The 13,606-nt window shown below is 66.1% G+C and carries 13 protein-coding genes and 1 riboswitch; of the genes, 9 read left to right on the forward strand and 4 right to left on the reverse strand.

Annotated elements, in window-relative coordinates:
- The first annotated feature begins 38 nt into the window (after positions 1 to 38).
- Positions 39 to 506 carry a hypothetical protein gene (locus IEX43_RS01665; RefSeq protein WP_188808786.1) on the forward strand — a complete coding sequence of 156 codons (468 nt, stop codon included), beginning with the start codon at positions 39 to 41 and terminating at the stop codon, positions 504 to 506.
- Here the strand turns inward: IEX43_RS01665 and IEX43_RS01670 are convergent.
- Positions 501 to 2,219, reverse strand: coding sequence for a DUF4389 domain-containing protein (locus IEX43_RS01670; protein WP_229666260.1), 1,719 nt, complete (start codon positions 2,217 to 2,219; stop codon positions 501 to 503). The genes IEX43_RS01665 and IEX43_RS01670 overlap by 6 nt on opposite strands.
- Before the next feature lie 69 nt (positions 2,220 to 2,288).
- A complete protein-coding gene (locus tag IEX43_RS01675) occupies positions 2,289 to 3,155 on the reverse strand; it encodes a universal stress protein (RefSeq protein ID WP_188808787.1) in 867 nt (288 codons plus the stop codon).
- Positions 3,156 to 3,347: 192 nt separating this feature from the next.
- On the opposite strand from IEX43_RS01675, the gene IEX43_RS01680 reads away from it, so the two are divergent.
- Positions 3,348 to 3,686: a hypothetical protein gene (locus tag IEX43_RS01680; protein ID WP_229666281.1), complete on the forward strand. Its 339-nt coding sequence runs from the start codon at positions 3,348 to 3,350 to the stop codon at positions 3,684 to 3,686.
- A gap of 117 nt (positions 3,687 to 3,803) precedes the next feature.
- Positions 3,804 to 4,064, forward strand: a complete 261-nt coding sequence (locus IEX43_RS01685; protein WP_188808788.1) for an SHOCT domain-containing protein — start codon at positions 3,804 to 3,806, stop codon at positions 4,062 to 4,064.
- Between the two features lie 42 nt (positions 4,065 to 4,106).
- On the opposite strand, the gene IEX43_RS01690 is transcribed toward IEX43_RS01685, so the two are convergent.
- Positions 4,107 to 5,309 carry a globin domain-containing protein gene (locus tag IEX43_RS01690; RefSeq protein ID WP_188808789.1) on the reverse strand — a complete coding sequence of 401 codons (1,203 nt, stop codon included), beginning with the start codon at positions 5,307 to 5,309 and terminating at the stop codon, positions 4,107 to 4,109.
- 247 nt (positions 5,310 to 5,556) lie between these two features.
- On the opposite strand from IEX43_RS01690, the gene IEX43_RS01695 reads away from it, so the two are divergent.
- From IEX43_RS01695 to IEX43_RS01710, 4 genes are all read left to right on the forward strand, one after another.
- Positions 5,557 to 5,739: a hypothetical protein gene (locus IEX43_RS01695; protein WP_188808790.1), complete on the forward strand. Its 183-nt coding sequence runs from the start codon at positions 5,557 to 5,559 to the stop codon at positions 5,737 to 5,739.
- Positions 5,740 to 5,806: 67 nt separating this feature from the next.
- Positions 5,807 to 6,784, forward strand: coding sequence for a ribonuclease Z (locus IEX43_RS01700; protein WP_188808791.1), 978 nt, complete (start codon positions 5,807 to 5,809; stop codon positions 6,782 to 6,784).
- Complete coding sequence (locus IEX43_RS01705) at positions 6,781 to 8,223, forward strand: APC family permease (protein WP_188808792.1); 1,443 nt, start codon at positions 6,781 to 6,783, stop codon at positions 8,221 to 8,223. The genes IEX43_RS01700 and IEX43_RS01705 overlap by 4 nt, the downstream gene beginning before the upstream one ends.
- A complete protein-coding gene (locus IEX43_RS01710; RefSeq protein ID WP_188808793.1) occupies positions 8,220 to 9,695 on the forward strand; it encodes a protein adenylyltransferase SelO in 1,476 nt (491 codons plus the stop codon). Before IEX43_RS01705 ends, IEX43_RS01710 begins: the two co-directional genes overlap by 4 nt.
- Before the next feature lie 148 nt (positions 9,696 to 9,843).
- On the opposite strand, the gene IEX43_RS01715 is transcribed toward IEX43_RS01710, so the two are convergent.
- Positions 9,844 to 10,695: a C40 family peptidase gene (locus IEX43_RS01715; protein WP_188808794.1), complete on the reverse strand. Its 852-nt coding sequence runs from the start codon at positions 10,693 to 10,695 to the stop codon at positions 9,844 to 9,846.
- 3 nt (positions 10,696 to 10,698) lie between these two features.
- Positions 10,699 to 10,868, reverse strand: a riboswitch (cyclic di-AMP (ydaO/yuaA leader).
- Between the two features lie 301 nt (positions 10,869 to 11,169).
- Here IEX43_RS01715 and IEX43_RS01720 point away from each other — a divergent pair.
- Positions 11,170 to 12,153 carry a dienelactone hydrolase family protein gene (locus tag IEX43_RS01720; protein ID WP_188808795.1) on the forward strand — a complete coding sequence of 328 codons (984 nt, stop codon included), beginning with the start codon at positions 11,170 to 11,172 and terminating at the stop codon, positions 12,151 to 12,153.
- Between the two features lie 106 nt (positions 12,154 to 12,259).
- Positions 12,260 to 13,594 (forward strand): aggregation-promoting factor C-terminal-like domain-containing protein, encoded by a 1,335-nt coding sequence (locus IEX43_RS01725; RefSeq protein ID WP_188808796.1) that lies wholly within the window; start codon positions 12,260 to 12,262, stop codon positions 13,592 to 13,594.
- Positions 13,595 to 13,606: the final 12 nt, after the last annotated feature.

The raw sequence follows: 13,606 nt of genomic DNA on the forward strand, positions 1-13,606 counted from the left end.
CACTGCAGACTTGCTGTGGATGCGGGTTGAGTGGGGCCATGGAACAGTTGATCCCGTGGCTGGTGTTTTGCGTGGCCTTCCTGGTGTTTTGTTTTGCCCGGCCGAACGGTGCCCGGATCTTCATTGGCATCTTCTTCATCGTCATGGCGCTGGGGGTCAATGCCCTCCTGGCTTTTGTGGCCCCGGAGCAGTTTGTTGCGATGGGGACGGATGACCCACTGATTCCTGTTTACGCCTGGGTTTTCCAGAACGTGGTGGCTGCCGCTCCCACCGTGGTGGGTATGCTGGCGGCCGCGGGTGAGATCGTGGTGGGCCTGCTGGTCCTCAGCCATGGACGAAAGGTGAAGGTGGGCCTCCTCGCTGCGATCGTATTCCTGCTTCTGGTCACTCCGCTGGGCGTGTGGACGCTTCCCAATCCGCTGATGGCCGTGGGGCTGGCGAGGCTGCTGACCCAGGAGTTCCCGCGCTCGTTATGGCAGAGGAGGCAACCTGCTGCCAGGTCATGATCCGGGAGTCGGGCCGGCCTCCGGGCGCGGCACTTCATGATGCGGTGGTTCCTGGTGTGATGGTTCCTGGTGAACTGGTCCCGATACCGCGGGCGGAACTTCCGCGGGGCCCTGGTCAAGCCGGAACGGCGGGTATTCATCGCGCATCAGGGCGGTGTAGGCCAGGACGCGGTAGATCCAGCGGTTGATGCCGAGGATGAAATCGAACAGCGGCCGCTGGTACCTTCCGGTGAACAGCAGGGCCACCACGGCCACCAGGACGAGCAGGCCCAGCAGGGACGGGCCCGTTGCGCGCTCATAGGTAGTGCCCAGATCAGTGGTTTCGGTTTCCCACGTCCACGTGGCGCCGGACAGCGCTGCGACGATCAGCAGATGCGGGAGGGACAGGAGCCACCACTTCACCAGAACCAGTCCGCGGGAGAGCCGCTCCGGGTAGTCCACCTCGAAGTCCGCCGGATAATCGGTGTGTGCCAGGGTGAAGGGCGGGTAGCGGTCCGTGCCCGCCGCGGCGTAGGCGTAAAACGCCACCCGCCAGTTCCAGCGCAGAACTCCCACGTTGAAGTCGAACAGGGGCCGGGGGTAGCGGCCGGTGAACAGGATGGCAAAGCCGGCCACAATCGTGGTCACGAGGAACGCAAACCACAGGAAGACCAGCACAATGAAGTGCGGGATGGCCAGGAACCACTTGACCAGCCACATTGCCCGGGACAGGGCAGGGTCAAGGTCACCGAAGAGCCGGGCGGGATATGGCGCGCGGTCTGCACGGTTTGCGGCGCCGGTGTGGGGCACCGGCGGGACTCCGGGGACCGCGGCTCCCGGCATGCCCGGCGCTCCTTGGGTGCCGGGGGCTGATGTTCCAGGCACTGCTCCTGCCTGCCCGGGTGGTGGTTCATGTCCGGGCAGTGGTGTAGACCCAGCCGCATAGCCGGGCGGTGGGCCATACGCCGGCGCGTAGCCCGGCTGTGTGCCATAACCCGGCCCGTAACCCGGTGGCGTTCCGTACCCGGGTGGCGGCGCGGCAGGCCCACGGGGCTGCTGCCGCGCGTGCCGGCCGAGCCCTATGGCGCCCAGGACCAGCAGGGGGATCCCGATGGCCAGCGCAACGGCCCCTCCCACCAGCAGCCCTGTGGCCGCCGGCATGATCAGATCGGAGCGGAAGCCCGCCTGCACCTCGGCATCCACCCCAAGGCTGCCATCGGCGTTCATGATGACTATTGCCCAGCTGCCGGCGGCCAGGTCCCACGTGAGCTCCTGCTCGCCGGGGCCGGAGGCGGATGTGCTCCAGAACGCCTGCGCTGCAGGTGGTGCGGGCGTGCCGGTGCCTGGAATGTCACGGTATTCGGCCCGGAAGGGCCGGCTGTCCACTTCAAGCAGTTCCGAATGATGCACGCCTGAAAGGTACCGCTCAACGTCGTCCTGCGGGGCAACGCCTATGAAGATCTCCTTGCCTGGGTCCGCGGACGTGGCCCGCAGCCTCAGCGTCCCGACGTCGAAAGGCAGGCGCGGCGGGATGCCCTCGCCGACGGCATCAAGCCGGGGCGAGGTCAGGGCGTGGGACCCAACGGCCAGGCGGGCGGTGCCTGACGTGAGGTATCCGTCTCCCTGCGCGGATCCCACCACCGAGGCCACCGCACCTCCGGCCAGAGTGGCGAGGCCAACCATCGAGATGAGGATCCCAAGGACGAGCATTATTACTGAAGCAGTCTTCTTCATGGTGCCAACCCGGAACGTAGGAGGAGGGGAACAGTGAATGAGCGGGAGAAGCGGGAGGCCCGGTACAGCCTAGTTCTTGTTCTTGCTGGCCTGGATCCGGGTAATGACGGTAGGACAAGGCAGGTGCCGGAGTACGCCATGGGCCGTGGATCCCAGGAGGAGCCGCTGGATTGCGCCCCTGCCGCGGTTGCCCACCACAAGCATCCTGGCGTTCATGGCGGCATCCACAAGGGCTTCAACCGGACCCTTTTCGGTTTCCAGCACCTGGTGAACCTGCAGGCCCGGATAGTCCTCCTTGAGCCCGGCCACCGTCTCCGCCAGGACAAGGCGCTCCTCTTCGGCAATGAGCTCGGCGAGGCTGGTGGATGTGAGGCCGGCATCCTCCACCCGGTCCGGGGCGATGATGGCATACACCACGGTCAGCTCCTCACCTTCCCGGTCGGCCTCTGCTGCGGCGAAGGCCACGGCCTGCGTGGCTTCCTTTGAACCGTCAACACCCACCACTACGCCGGAGCGGCCCTCCAGGTCCTGTGTTCCCACCACGGCCACCGGAACCTTTGAAGAGGCAGCAACCTGGAGAGCCGGGTCGGCCAGCGAACCGCCCAGGTGGCCGGTGCCCGAGCCGATGACCAGCATGGATGCCTTGGCCGAGTACTTCGCAAGCGAACGTCCTATGCTTCCGGTGAGGAGCCGGGTGGTAATGGCGATGGGGAACGCGTCGCGGACGCGTCCGGCCGCCGTCTGCAGGAGCCGGTCACCGGCCTCTTCCATGACGCCGATCCAGGGGTACGGCTCAGCCACCCACCTGTCGTCCACAACGTGGAGGACCACCAGGGGCAAACCGGCCCGCTCCGCCCGGCGTGCAGCCCACAGAACCGCCGCCTGGCTCTGCGGTGAGTCGTTGGTGGCTGCCGCGATCGGTTGACGAGTTGTCATGGCCGGATCTCCTGGTTCGCGCGGGCGTGGTCACTTACAAGACTCGCGCCACGCCCACGGCAGATATAGGGCCAAAGGTCACGGCAAATGCAGGCTTGGACGCTTTCAATGGAGGGGCACGTCGAGGAACTCCGGCGCAGGCTCCTGGTGGCTCAGTTGCGGGGACGTCAGCAAGGACACCATGTGATCAGTATGCTTACTATTGTTACTCCGGCGATTCACGAGAAAGGCATCACCATGACGGAACAGAACCTTCCCGAGGAGGGGCTTGAAGTTGTCCAGGATGACGACGTGCTCCTTGATGAGACCCCCGGCGCGGCTTCATCCCTTGAACTAGACCCTGTACATGGCGAGCCGGACAGCTACCCTGGCGCGGCGGAGAACAATCCGGACCGCTGGCAGGAGGATCCGCTGATCCAGGATGAGTCTGTTGCCGATGCCGAGTTTGGCGAAGCCGCTGCCAGTGATGATGAGGAAACCTTCGGCGGGTCGCCGCTCAGTGAATTCGAACCCGACGATTTGGAGCGTTGAGGAGCAGGACAGCACTTAAGCCGGGGCGGGGGAATCCAGGGGACGAAGGACTCTGGCCCCGGACGCCCTCTGCGGAGATAGTCGAGCAAAGGCCGGCAGCCGGGCGGAGGAGCAGCGATGATGTACTGGGACGGAAGCATGGGCGCCTGGGGTTTCGTCCTGATGGTGGTGAGCTTCATCCTGTTCTGGGGCGCAATCATCGCTGCCCTTGTCCTTTTTGCCCGCTCCACGTCCCCGGGCCACCGCGGGCGCGGGAGCACCGGGCCCGGTGGAAGCGCGGCGGAGGACCTGCTTGCCGAACGGTTCGCCCGCGGCGACATAGACGAGACGGAATACACTGCCCGGCTGGCAGCGCTACGCCGCGCCCGTGGAGCCTAGGCGCCCGGCGTCGCGGTACCTTTTCCGTCGCGGTACCTTTCCCTACTGGAAGTCGGCCTGCCAGAGGTCCGGACCAAATACCTCGTACTGGATGTCCTTGGGCGGAATGCCCTTGGAGATGAGGCTGCTCCGCACGGACTGGAGGAAGGGCAGCGGGCCGCAGAGATAGTACTCGGCGTCGAGCGGGAGTTCGACGGCGTTCACGTCCATGAATCCGGTAAAGCTGGAACCGTTGGAGTCCTGGTCCCGGTTGAGGAACCAGGTGTGCATGGTGCCGTCGGACAGGAGTTCCAGGTCCTGGGCGACCTGACGGCGCAGGGGAAAGGAATCCGGGCTGTCGTCAGCATGCAGGAGCATTACCTGGCGCTGGCTCCCGGCTTTCACAAGGTGCGAGAGCATGCCGGCCATCGGCGTCACCCCGATCCCCGCGCTGGCCATGACCACCGGCCTGTCCGTGTACTCCAGCACTACATCCCCGAAGGGGGCTGAGAGCACCACCTCGTCACCTACTTTGACGTCGGTGTGCAGGAGGTTGGACATTTCGCCGTCGGGAGTTCCCTGGCCGTGCACCCGCTTGACGGCGAAGTGCCGGTGCTTGCCGTCGTCGGCGCGGGTAAGGCTGTACTGCCGCGGCTGGTGGACGCCGTCCTTCATTCGCATCTTGATGGTCACGTACTGTCCCGGCAGGGAAGGCTTCACCTCCCTCTCGTCGACGCGCTCCACGACGAAAGTGACGACGTCGTCCGTCTCCTGGATGCGCTCAGCCACCCGCCAGGTGCGCCAGATGGTCTCCGGCGACAAGTGCACAGCGTTGTACAGTCCCCGTTCCTGGTTGATTAACATGTTGCCCATCAGCCAGTAGACCTCGTCCCACGCAGCCGCCACGTCCGGTGTTACAGCCTCGCCGAGCACATCAACAATGGCCCAGAACAGGTGCTCGTGAACGATCTGGTACTGGTCGGGGCTTAGTCCCAGCGAGACATGCTTGTGGGCAACCCTGGACAGCAGATGGTCAGGCAGCTGGTCGGGTTTCTCCACGAGGTACCGGGCGAACGCTGCGATGGATCCGGCCAGCGCCTGTTGCTGCCGGCCGTCGGCCTGGTTTCCCCGGTTGAACAGGCCGTCCAGCAGGTCAGGCCGTGCCTCGAACATGTGCTGGTAGAACCGCTTGGCGATCTCCTGGATATTTTCGCCGACCACAGGCAGCGTTGCCTTGATCACGGGGAGGGAGGTGTCTGAAAGCATGATGGTTACCTTCCGGATAACGGGTTTCCTGGCGGGGGGAGGTGGCCTGAGGCGTGCAAATTTAGCAGCCGTTCCTGCCCGCCGATAGGGGCAACCGCCCCTATTCCCCAGCTCCCGGGCCGGGCTGTGGACTTCATTTATGGCGGGGATGTTTGGCCAATCCCCTCGACCTGCGGCCAAACTAGGCTAAAATCATAAGCAGGCTGATGAATATCGGTTGGCAGGATCACTACTGAAGGAGTTTCGAATGAACTTGGGAAGCATGATCAAAAATGCCGCTGGACGATTCGCAGGCAGGACGGGTACCGGCGGAACTGCCCGCGGGACCGGGCTGAATGCCACCGGCCGGACGCCCGGCACCACGGGTGCCGCAGGTGCAAGGCCGGGCGGCGTAGCCGGCAGGATCATGGGAATGCTCCGGCGGCGCTAAGCCGCCGCCGCAACCAACAAAGCAGGTACCGGATCTTCCGGCACCTGCTTTTTGGCCCTTAATAACAATGCGCCAGCTCGTCGTCCTCGGCACCGCGTCCCAGGTCCCCACCCGGACCCGGAACCACAACGGCTACCTCCTGCGCTGGGACGGCGAGGGCCTGCTTTTCGACCCGGGCGAGGGAACGCAACGCCAAATGATCCACGCAGGGGTTTCCGCGAACATGATCACCCGCATCTGCCTCACACACGTTCACGGTGACCATTGCTTCGGGCTGCCGGGGGTGCTTTCGCGCATGGCCCTCGACGCCGTGCCCCACCCGGTCCATCTCCACTTCCCATCCTCCGGCGCGGACGTGGTCCGGGCCCTCGTGTCCGTCAGCACACCGGGTGTGGACCTCGGGCTGCACCCGCACGGAGAAGGCGGACCGGTGGCTGACGGCCTGGAAGTCCGGCCCCTCAAGCACCGCATAGAAACCTACGGCTACCGGTTGGTCGAGCCGGACGGCCGGACTCTGCTGCCGGAACGCCTGCAGGCGGCAGGGATCTCCGGGCCGGACACAGGGCGCCTGCAGCGCCAAGGGAACCTGGCAGGGGTGCGGCTTGATGACGTCAGCGCCGCCCGGCCGGGCCAGCGTTTCGCCTTCGTGATGGACACGGCGCCCTGCCCGGGCGCAGAGGAACTGGCCGACGGCGTCGATCTCCTCGTCGCCGAGTCGACCTTCGCCGACGACGACGCCGGGCTGGCCGGCCAGTACCGCCACCTCACAGCAGGGCAGGCGGGAGAGATGGCGGCACATGCCGGCGCCCGCACCCTGGTGCTCACGCACTTCTCCGCACGGTACGGCGGCGACGCCACACTGCTCTCGGCCCAGGCGCGCGCCAGTGCGGGTACTGCGGCGGTCATCGCCGCAGAGGACCTGCAGCGTATCGGCTTCCCCCGGCGGCGGCGCTGGTCCCAAGGCGCCGCGCTGCAGCACGGGCCGGTCACCGCATCGATGCCAAACCCCTCGTTCAGCCAAGTCAGCCATGGAGGTCACTCGTGAGTGCAGCTTCAGAAGAAGTGTCAGACGTTACCGCGCATGGCAAGGAGCCCACGCTTAAGAGAGTGCTGGGACCCAAGCTCCTCCTGCTGTTCATCGTGGGGGACATCCTCGGCGCGGGTGTTTACGCGGTGACCGGAACCATGGCCGGCACCGTGGGGGGAATCGTCTGGCTGCCGTTCCTGCTGGCCTTCGTGGTGGCCACGCTGACCGCCTTCTCCTACCTTGAACTGGTTACGCAGTATCCACAGGCGGCGGGTGCCGCGCTGTACACCCATAAGGCGTTCGGGATCCACTTCGTCACCTTCCTGGTGGCCTTTGCGGTGGTCTGCTCCGGAATCACCAGCGCGTCCACCTCTGCGAACGTCCTGGCCCAGAACTTCTTTGGCGGCCTTGAGATCAACGGCTGGATGGGCAAACCCGGTCAGGGCGTGATCACCGCGGTTGCCCTTGGATTCATGCTCCTCCTGGCCGCCATCAACCTGCGTGGGGTGGGGGAGAGCGTCAAGTTCAATGTGGTGCTCACGGTGGTGGAGATGGCCGCACTGTGCATTGTGATCGGCGTCGGGTTCTTTGTCATGGCCCAGGGGACCGGAAACCCGGGCGAAATCTTCGTCTTCAACGACTCCCAGGACAAGGGACTCTTCCTGGCCGTCACCGCAGCCACCTCCATCGCGTTTTTTGCCATGGTGGGCTTCGAGGACTCCGTCAACATGGTGGAAGAGACCCAGAACCCCGAGAAAATCTTTCCCCGCACCATGCTCACCGGCCTGGGCATAGCAGTCCTGCTCTACATGCTGGTGGCGGTGTCCGTGGTGAGCGTCCTCACGCCCACCGAACTCGAGGGCATCCGGGAAGCTGAGGGCGCGGCCCTGCTGGAAGTGGTCCACAAGGGCTCGCCGGACTTCCCGATCGACAGGGTCTTTCCCTTCCTGGCAGTCTTCGCGGTCGCCAACACGGCCCTCATCAACATGCTGATGGCCAGCCGGCTGATTTACGGCATGGCCCGCCAGCACGTCCTGCCCCGCCAGCTGGGCAAGGTCCTTCCCGTCCGGCGCACCCCGTGGGCGGGAATTGCATTCTCCACTGTCCTGGCACTGGGCCTCATCCTGTATGTCACCAGTGATCCCGAAAGCAACATTGTGGCCAACCTGTCCGGCACCACCGCCTTCCTGCTGCTGTGCGTTTTCACGGTGGTCAACGTGGCCTGCGTGGTGCTGCGCCGCAAACGGGACCCCCACCGCAAGGTGTTCTTCACGTCCCCGGGCCAGCTTCCGCTCGTTGCCGCCGCCCTGTGCGCATTCCTTGCCGGACCCTGGGTGGGCAGGAACATCATCCAGTACCAGATCGCCGGCGGACTGATGGCCATTGGAGTCATCCTGTGGCTTATCACCTGGCTGATCAACCGCAGGACAAACGACGGCGCTAGGGTTGATTCATGACTGCAGCAGCAGAATCAACTGTCACCTTCGAAGGACTTTTCGCCAGTGAACTCCCGGAACTCGCCGTTCCCTGGCAGGCCGAGGAAGCGCCCGAACCCGGGCTCCTGGTTCTCAACGATGCCCTGGCCGGCGAGCTGGGACTTGCCCCTGAATACCTGAAGACCCCCGAAGGCGTGCGGCTGCTCCTGGGGAACCATGTCCCGGCCGGGGCCACCCCGGTTGCCCAGGCATACGCCGGGCACCAGTTCGGCGGCTACTCACCGCTGCTCGGCGACGGCCGGGCGCTCCTGCTCGGCGAACTGGTGGACGTTGGCGGGCGCCGGCGGGACGTGCATCTCAAAGGCTCCGGCCGCACACCCTTCGCCCGGGCTGGCGACGGCCGTGCCGTCGTCGGCCCCATGCTGCGGGAATACCTTGTGAGCGAGGCAATGCACGCCTTGAACATCCCCACCACCCGGGCCCTGGCCGTTGTGGCCACAGGACGCCCGGTGCGGCGGGACACGATGCTGCCCGGCGCCGTCCTGGCCCGGGTGGCCAGCAGCCATCTCCGGGTGGGCAGCTTCCAATATGCCCGGGCCACGGACAACATGGAGCTCCTGCGCCGGCTGGCGGACCATGCCATCAGCAGGCACTACCCGGACGCAGCCCAGGCTGAACATCCCTACCTGGAACTGTTCGCCTCGGTGGTGGCCGCCCAGGCCGGGCTGGTGGCCCGGTGGATGCTGGTGGGGTTTGTGCACGGCGTTATGAACACGGACAACATGACCATTTCCGGCGAAACCATCGACTACGGCCCCTGCGCCTTCATGGACGCTTTCAATCCCGGGGCCGTGTACAGCTCCATTGACGTCAGCGGCCGCTACGCCTACGCCAACCAGCCGGTGGTGGCTGAGTGGAACCTGGCGCGGCTGGCGGAGGCCATGCTGCCGCTCTTCCACGAGGACCAGGAACAGGCAGTCGCCCCCGCAGTGGAGGCGCTGGGGAAGTTCCGCAGCCAGTACAGCGATGCCTGGTTCAACGGCATGAAGGCAAAGCTTGGCATCAACGGCGGGCCGGCCGGAAGCAAAGAGGGGGACGAGGCGTCGGCACTGGTGGACGGGGTGATCGCCCTGCTGAAAGACGGACCTGTCGATTACACACAGTTCTTCCGGAGCCTTGGCCAGGCCGCCAGGGGCGATACCAGGCCGGCGCGGGACATGGGCCTGGATCTCGCCGCGTTTGATGCCTGGGCTGGGCGCTGGGCCGGCCTGAAGCGCGACGCCGGGCTGATGGACAGCGTCAACCCGGTGTACATACCCCGCAACCATCTGGTGGAGGAAGCGCTGGCGGCGGCAACAGCCGGGGACATGGGCCACTTCAACCGCCTCCTGGAGGTGGTGAAGTCCCCGTTCGAGGAACGCCAGGGGCTGGAGCGCTACACCGAGGGGCCGCCGGAGGACTTCGGCACCTACCGGACCTTCTGCGGTACCTGACCCCGGGCGGCGCTGGGCTCCGGACGGACCAAGAATGAAAACCGTGGAAGCATGACAAAGGCGGCAGCCGGGAGAACCCGGCTGCCGCCTTGGCTGGAGTGGCCTGGCCCCTGTGGGCCGGCTGCGCCTGTGTCTGTGTCTGTGGTGACTACGCCACGCGGACGAAGGAAGCGCCGCTGAGCCAGCTGATGGAGTGAACGGCGGTCTGGTTGCCGTTCACGCCGCCGCTGACAACCTGGCCGTCGCCGGCGTAAACGCCCACGTGGCCGGCGGTGATCACCAGGTCGCCGGGAGCGGGGGTGCCCACGGTGGTGCCGTACTGGTAGAACTGGCCCGGGGCAAGGTCGCCGACCGACTTGCCGACCGTACGCAGGGCTTTCTCCACCATGGCGGTGCAGTCCTGGATCTGGCCCACCTGGCCGTAGGCGTTGGCCAGGATGGCTGCTCCGGCGCCGCTGCCCGTGGCTGCAACCGGTGCGGACGCGTAGGACATGTTCATTCCGGTGTTCGCCGGGGTAGTAACAGCAGCGGTCTGGACCGGTGCCGGTGCCGGTGCTGCAGCCGGTGCGACGTAGGCCGGCGCCGGGGCAGCCGGAGCGGAACCGGCAGCAGGAATCTGAATCTGGTCACCGGGGTAGATGATCGTGGAGACGGAAAGCCCGTTGGCTGACAGGACGTCATTCAGGCTGACACCATGCATCGACGCAATGGCACCAAGGGTGTCGCCCGATACAACCGTGTGGACGTTGCCGGCTGCTGCGGCGGGGGCTGCGACTGCTGCAGCAGGGGCGGCCGACGCCTGGACGCTAGCGGTCTCGGTGGTGTCCGGACCGTTCACACCGGCGTGGGCCGGGGCGCCTACGCCGAAGGCAATGCCGGAGGCTGCTGCTACGGCGAGAGCCGGACGGCCCAGGGACTTGGCCGAAACAGCCAGCCCTTCGATCGCGATGGAGCGGGCCGGGGTTGCGCGGTGACGGGCAGTGGTGGAATTTTTTGACACAGTTGATCGCCTCTCCCATGCCTGCGGGGTGAGCTGTCGGGTTCGGGTTGGAGATACCCGGCCGGCAACACCTCCGAATGGAACGGACGCGCTGTCGACTTAACCCCAAGGCCTTCAAAGGCCGCGGAAACTTGGTTCCCCCGTCCCTGCCAGCTGGAAAGCGTTGGTTCCCGGGTCAGTGGCAGGGCTCGGCATTCTGACGGGGAATGTCCCGTCTGGGAGGGACACCTGAAGACCATAACCCGACTTAGCACCCATTGTCACATTTGGATAACATGCGAGGCGATTCTCTCGGTTTCGCTATCGACTGGATTACGCGTGACCCATGGGCATCAGTGCGCAGAACAGGCTCGCCGATTTTGCCGGGAGTGTTTCTCATCACGAATCCATAAAGGAAAGGCAAAGATCGCCGGGGAACCTTGTCCGGAGCTGGCTGGGGGAGGAGTATGTTCGGCACCCCCGAGGAGGCAGACTGTGACCCAGCTTGGCAAGTATGAGAAATACCTGATTGAGGAATTCTTCGATGACTACCGGACCGGCGCACTGAGCCAGCGGACCTTCACCCGGCGTGTTGCCTTCATCACCGGCAGCATGGCGGCGGCGTCGGCGGCGATGCTGCTGGTGGGCTGCACGCCCAGCGAGGTGCCACGGAGCACCGACCCCATGCCCACCCCGGAACCCTCCCCGTCGTCCGCTGCCGGGACCACCGGGACAGCGGGGTCGGGAGCGGTGCCCGGGGCCAAAAGCCCGCTCTCTGTCCCGGAGGGGGCGCCAGGATTGACGACGGCGTCCGTCCAGTTTCCGTCCGGCGGCGCCTCGGTCAGTGCCTACCTGGCAAGGCCCGAGCAGGAAGGGCGCGCTCCCGCCGTGTTGATCTGCCATGAGAACCGCGGGCTGACGCCTCATATCGAGGACGTTGCCCGCCGCTTCGCGAAGGAGGGGTATGCGGCCCTTGCGCTCGACCTGCTCAGCCGAGAAGGCGGGACAGCCGGCATGGACCGGGACGCTGTACCCGGCGCCCTCACCCAGGCCGGCGCCCAGCGGCATGTGGCGGACTTCGCGGCAGCACTGGAGTACCTCCAGGCCCAGGACTTCGTGGACGGCGGCCGCGTCGCCATGACCGGCTACTGCTTCGGCGGCGGCATCACCTGGCAGGCGGCCACCGAACTGGTCGGCCTGAAAGCAACCGCGGCATTTTACGGACCCGCCCCTGACCTGGCCAAAGTACCGGACATCAAGGCGGCCGTATTCGGGGTCTACGCTGAACTTGATCAACGCATTACCGGGCCCATGCCTGCGCTCAAGGATGCGCTGGCAGCCTCCGGTGTTGTCCACCAAATCGCGGTCTACCCTGGTGTGGACCATGCCTTCCACAACGACACCGGCGACCGCTACAACGAAGCCCAGGCGACGGCCGCGTGGAATGACACCCTTGCCTGGTTCGGCCAGCATCTGTAAGAGGCCGGCACTTCTGTCCTTCCCGTCAACGTAACTGCCTTCGGTCCATAACGATGTAGAAACGTCCGCCTTCAACCTGAGGATGAAGGCGGTAGGCTTCCCGACTATGTGCCGGTTCGTTACCAAACCCAGGGCGCGGCTCGCCGCGGTGCTTCTTTCGTGTGCGCTGGTGGGAACCCTATGGCTCACGCCGGCAGGTGCTGCGGAGGTCCCGCCCGGCGATTTCCCGTCCTGGGAGGAGGTGCAGGACGCGAAGGAGAGCGAGGCCAAAAAGGCCGCGGAAATTGCCAGGATAGGTGGTTTGCTGTCCGCCCTTCAGGACCAGTCCGAGGCCGCAGGCTCCGCCGCGGTGCAGGCGGCGGCGGAGTACGCGGTGACGGACGCGGCTTTGCAGGCTGCATCTGCAAGGGTGGAAGTCCTGGCGGCGCAGACCGCGCAGGCTGACTCTAAACTGGTCCAGTACAGGAAAGAGCTCGGTGCGCTGGCGGCCCAGTCATACAAAACCGGCGGTACGAACATGGGGTTCTTTGTTGCCCTCGACGCCGTCCAGGGCAACACCGTGCACGGGCTCAACGTGGTGCAGATCGTGGGGGACAAGACCGCCGCGCTCGTGCACAAGGCGTCGGCCGCAGGAAAGGTTGCTGCTGCGCTGGCGGCCCAGGAACAGGCTGCGAAGGATGAGCGCGGGCGGCTGTCCCTTGAAGCCGACGCCAGGCTCACGGAGGCCCGGTCCGCCCAGGACGCCGTGACCCGCCAGGCGGCGGAGGAAAAGCAACGCAGCGGGCAGCTAACGGCGCAGCTGGCGTCGCTCAAAGGCACGACGGCGGAGGTGGAGAACGCCTACCGGCAGGGCCAGGCGGCGCTGGCCGCCTACGAGGCATCCCAGGCGGCCAAACGCGCCGCGGCTGAAGAACAGTCCCGCCGGCAGGCCGACGCAGCTGCCCGGCCCGCGCCGCTGCCCGCTCCCCGGCCCGCGGCTCCGGAAGCGCCCCAGCCCGGCGGCCCAGCCCCCGCGCCCGTCAATCCGGCTCCGGCAAACCCGGCCCCGACAACCCCTGCCCCGGACAGCCCGCCCCCTGCGCCGCCAAGCCCGCCGCCCGTCGTCGTGCCTTCCCTCCCCGGCGGCGCGGTCAATGACCCGGCAGGAGCCAAAAGCTACGCCTCCAGCAGGTTGGGCGCCCATGGCTGGGGCCAGGACCAGTTCCTCTGCCTGGCCCAGCTGTGGACCAAGGAATCGAACTGGCTGACCACCGCCACCAACCCCTATTCCGGCGCCTACGGAGTCGCGCAGGCCCTCCCGCCAGGCAAGTACTCAAGTGCCGGTGCCGACTGGCTTACCAGCTACCGGACGCAGATCGACTGGGGGCTGGGCTACATCAGGGAGCGGTACGGCTCGCCCTGCGCCGCCTGGAACCACTCCATGGCAAAGAACTGGTACTGACCCCGCGTAGGC

Origin of the sequence: Pseudarthrobacter polychromogenes, assembly GCF_014644495.1 — a bacterium.
Taxonomy (GTDB): Bacteria; Actinomycetota; Actinomycetes; order Actinomycetales; family Micrococcaceae; genus Arthrobacter; species Arthrobacter polychromogenes.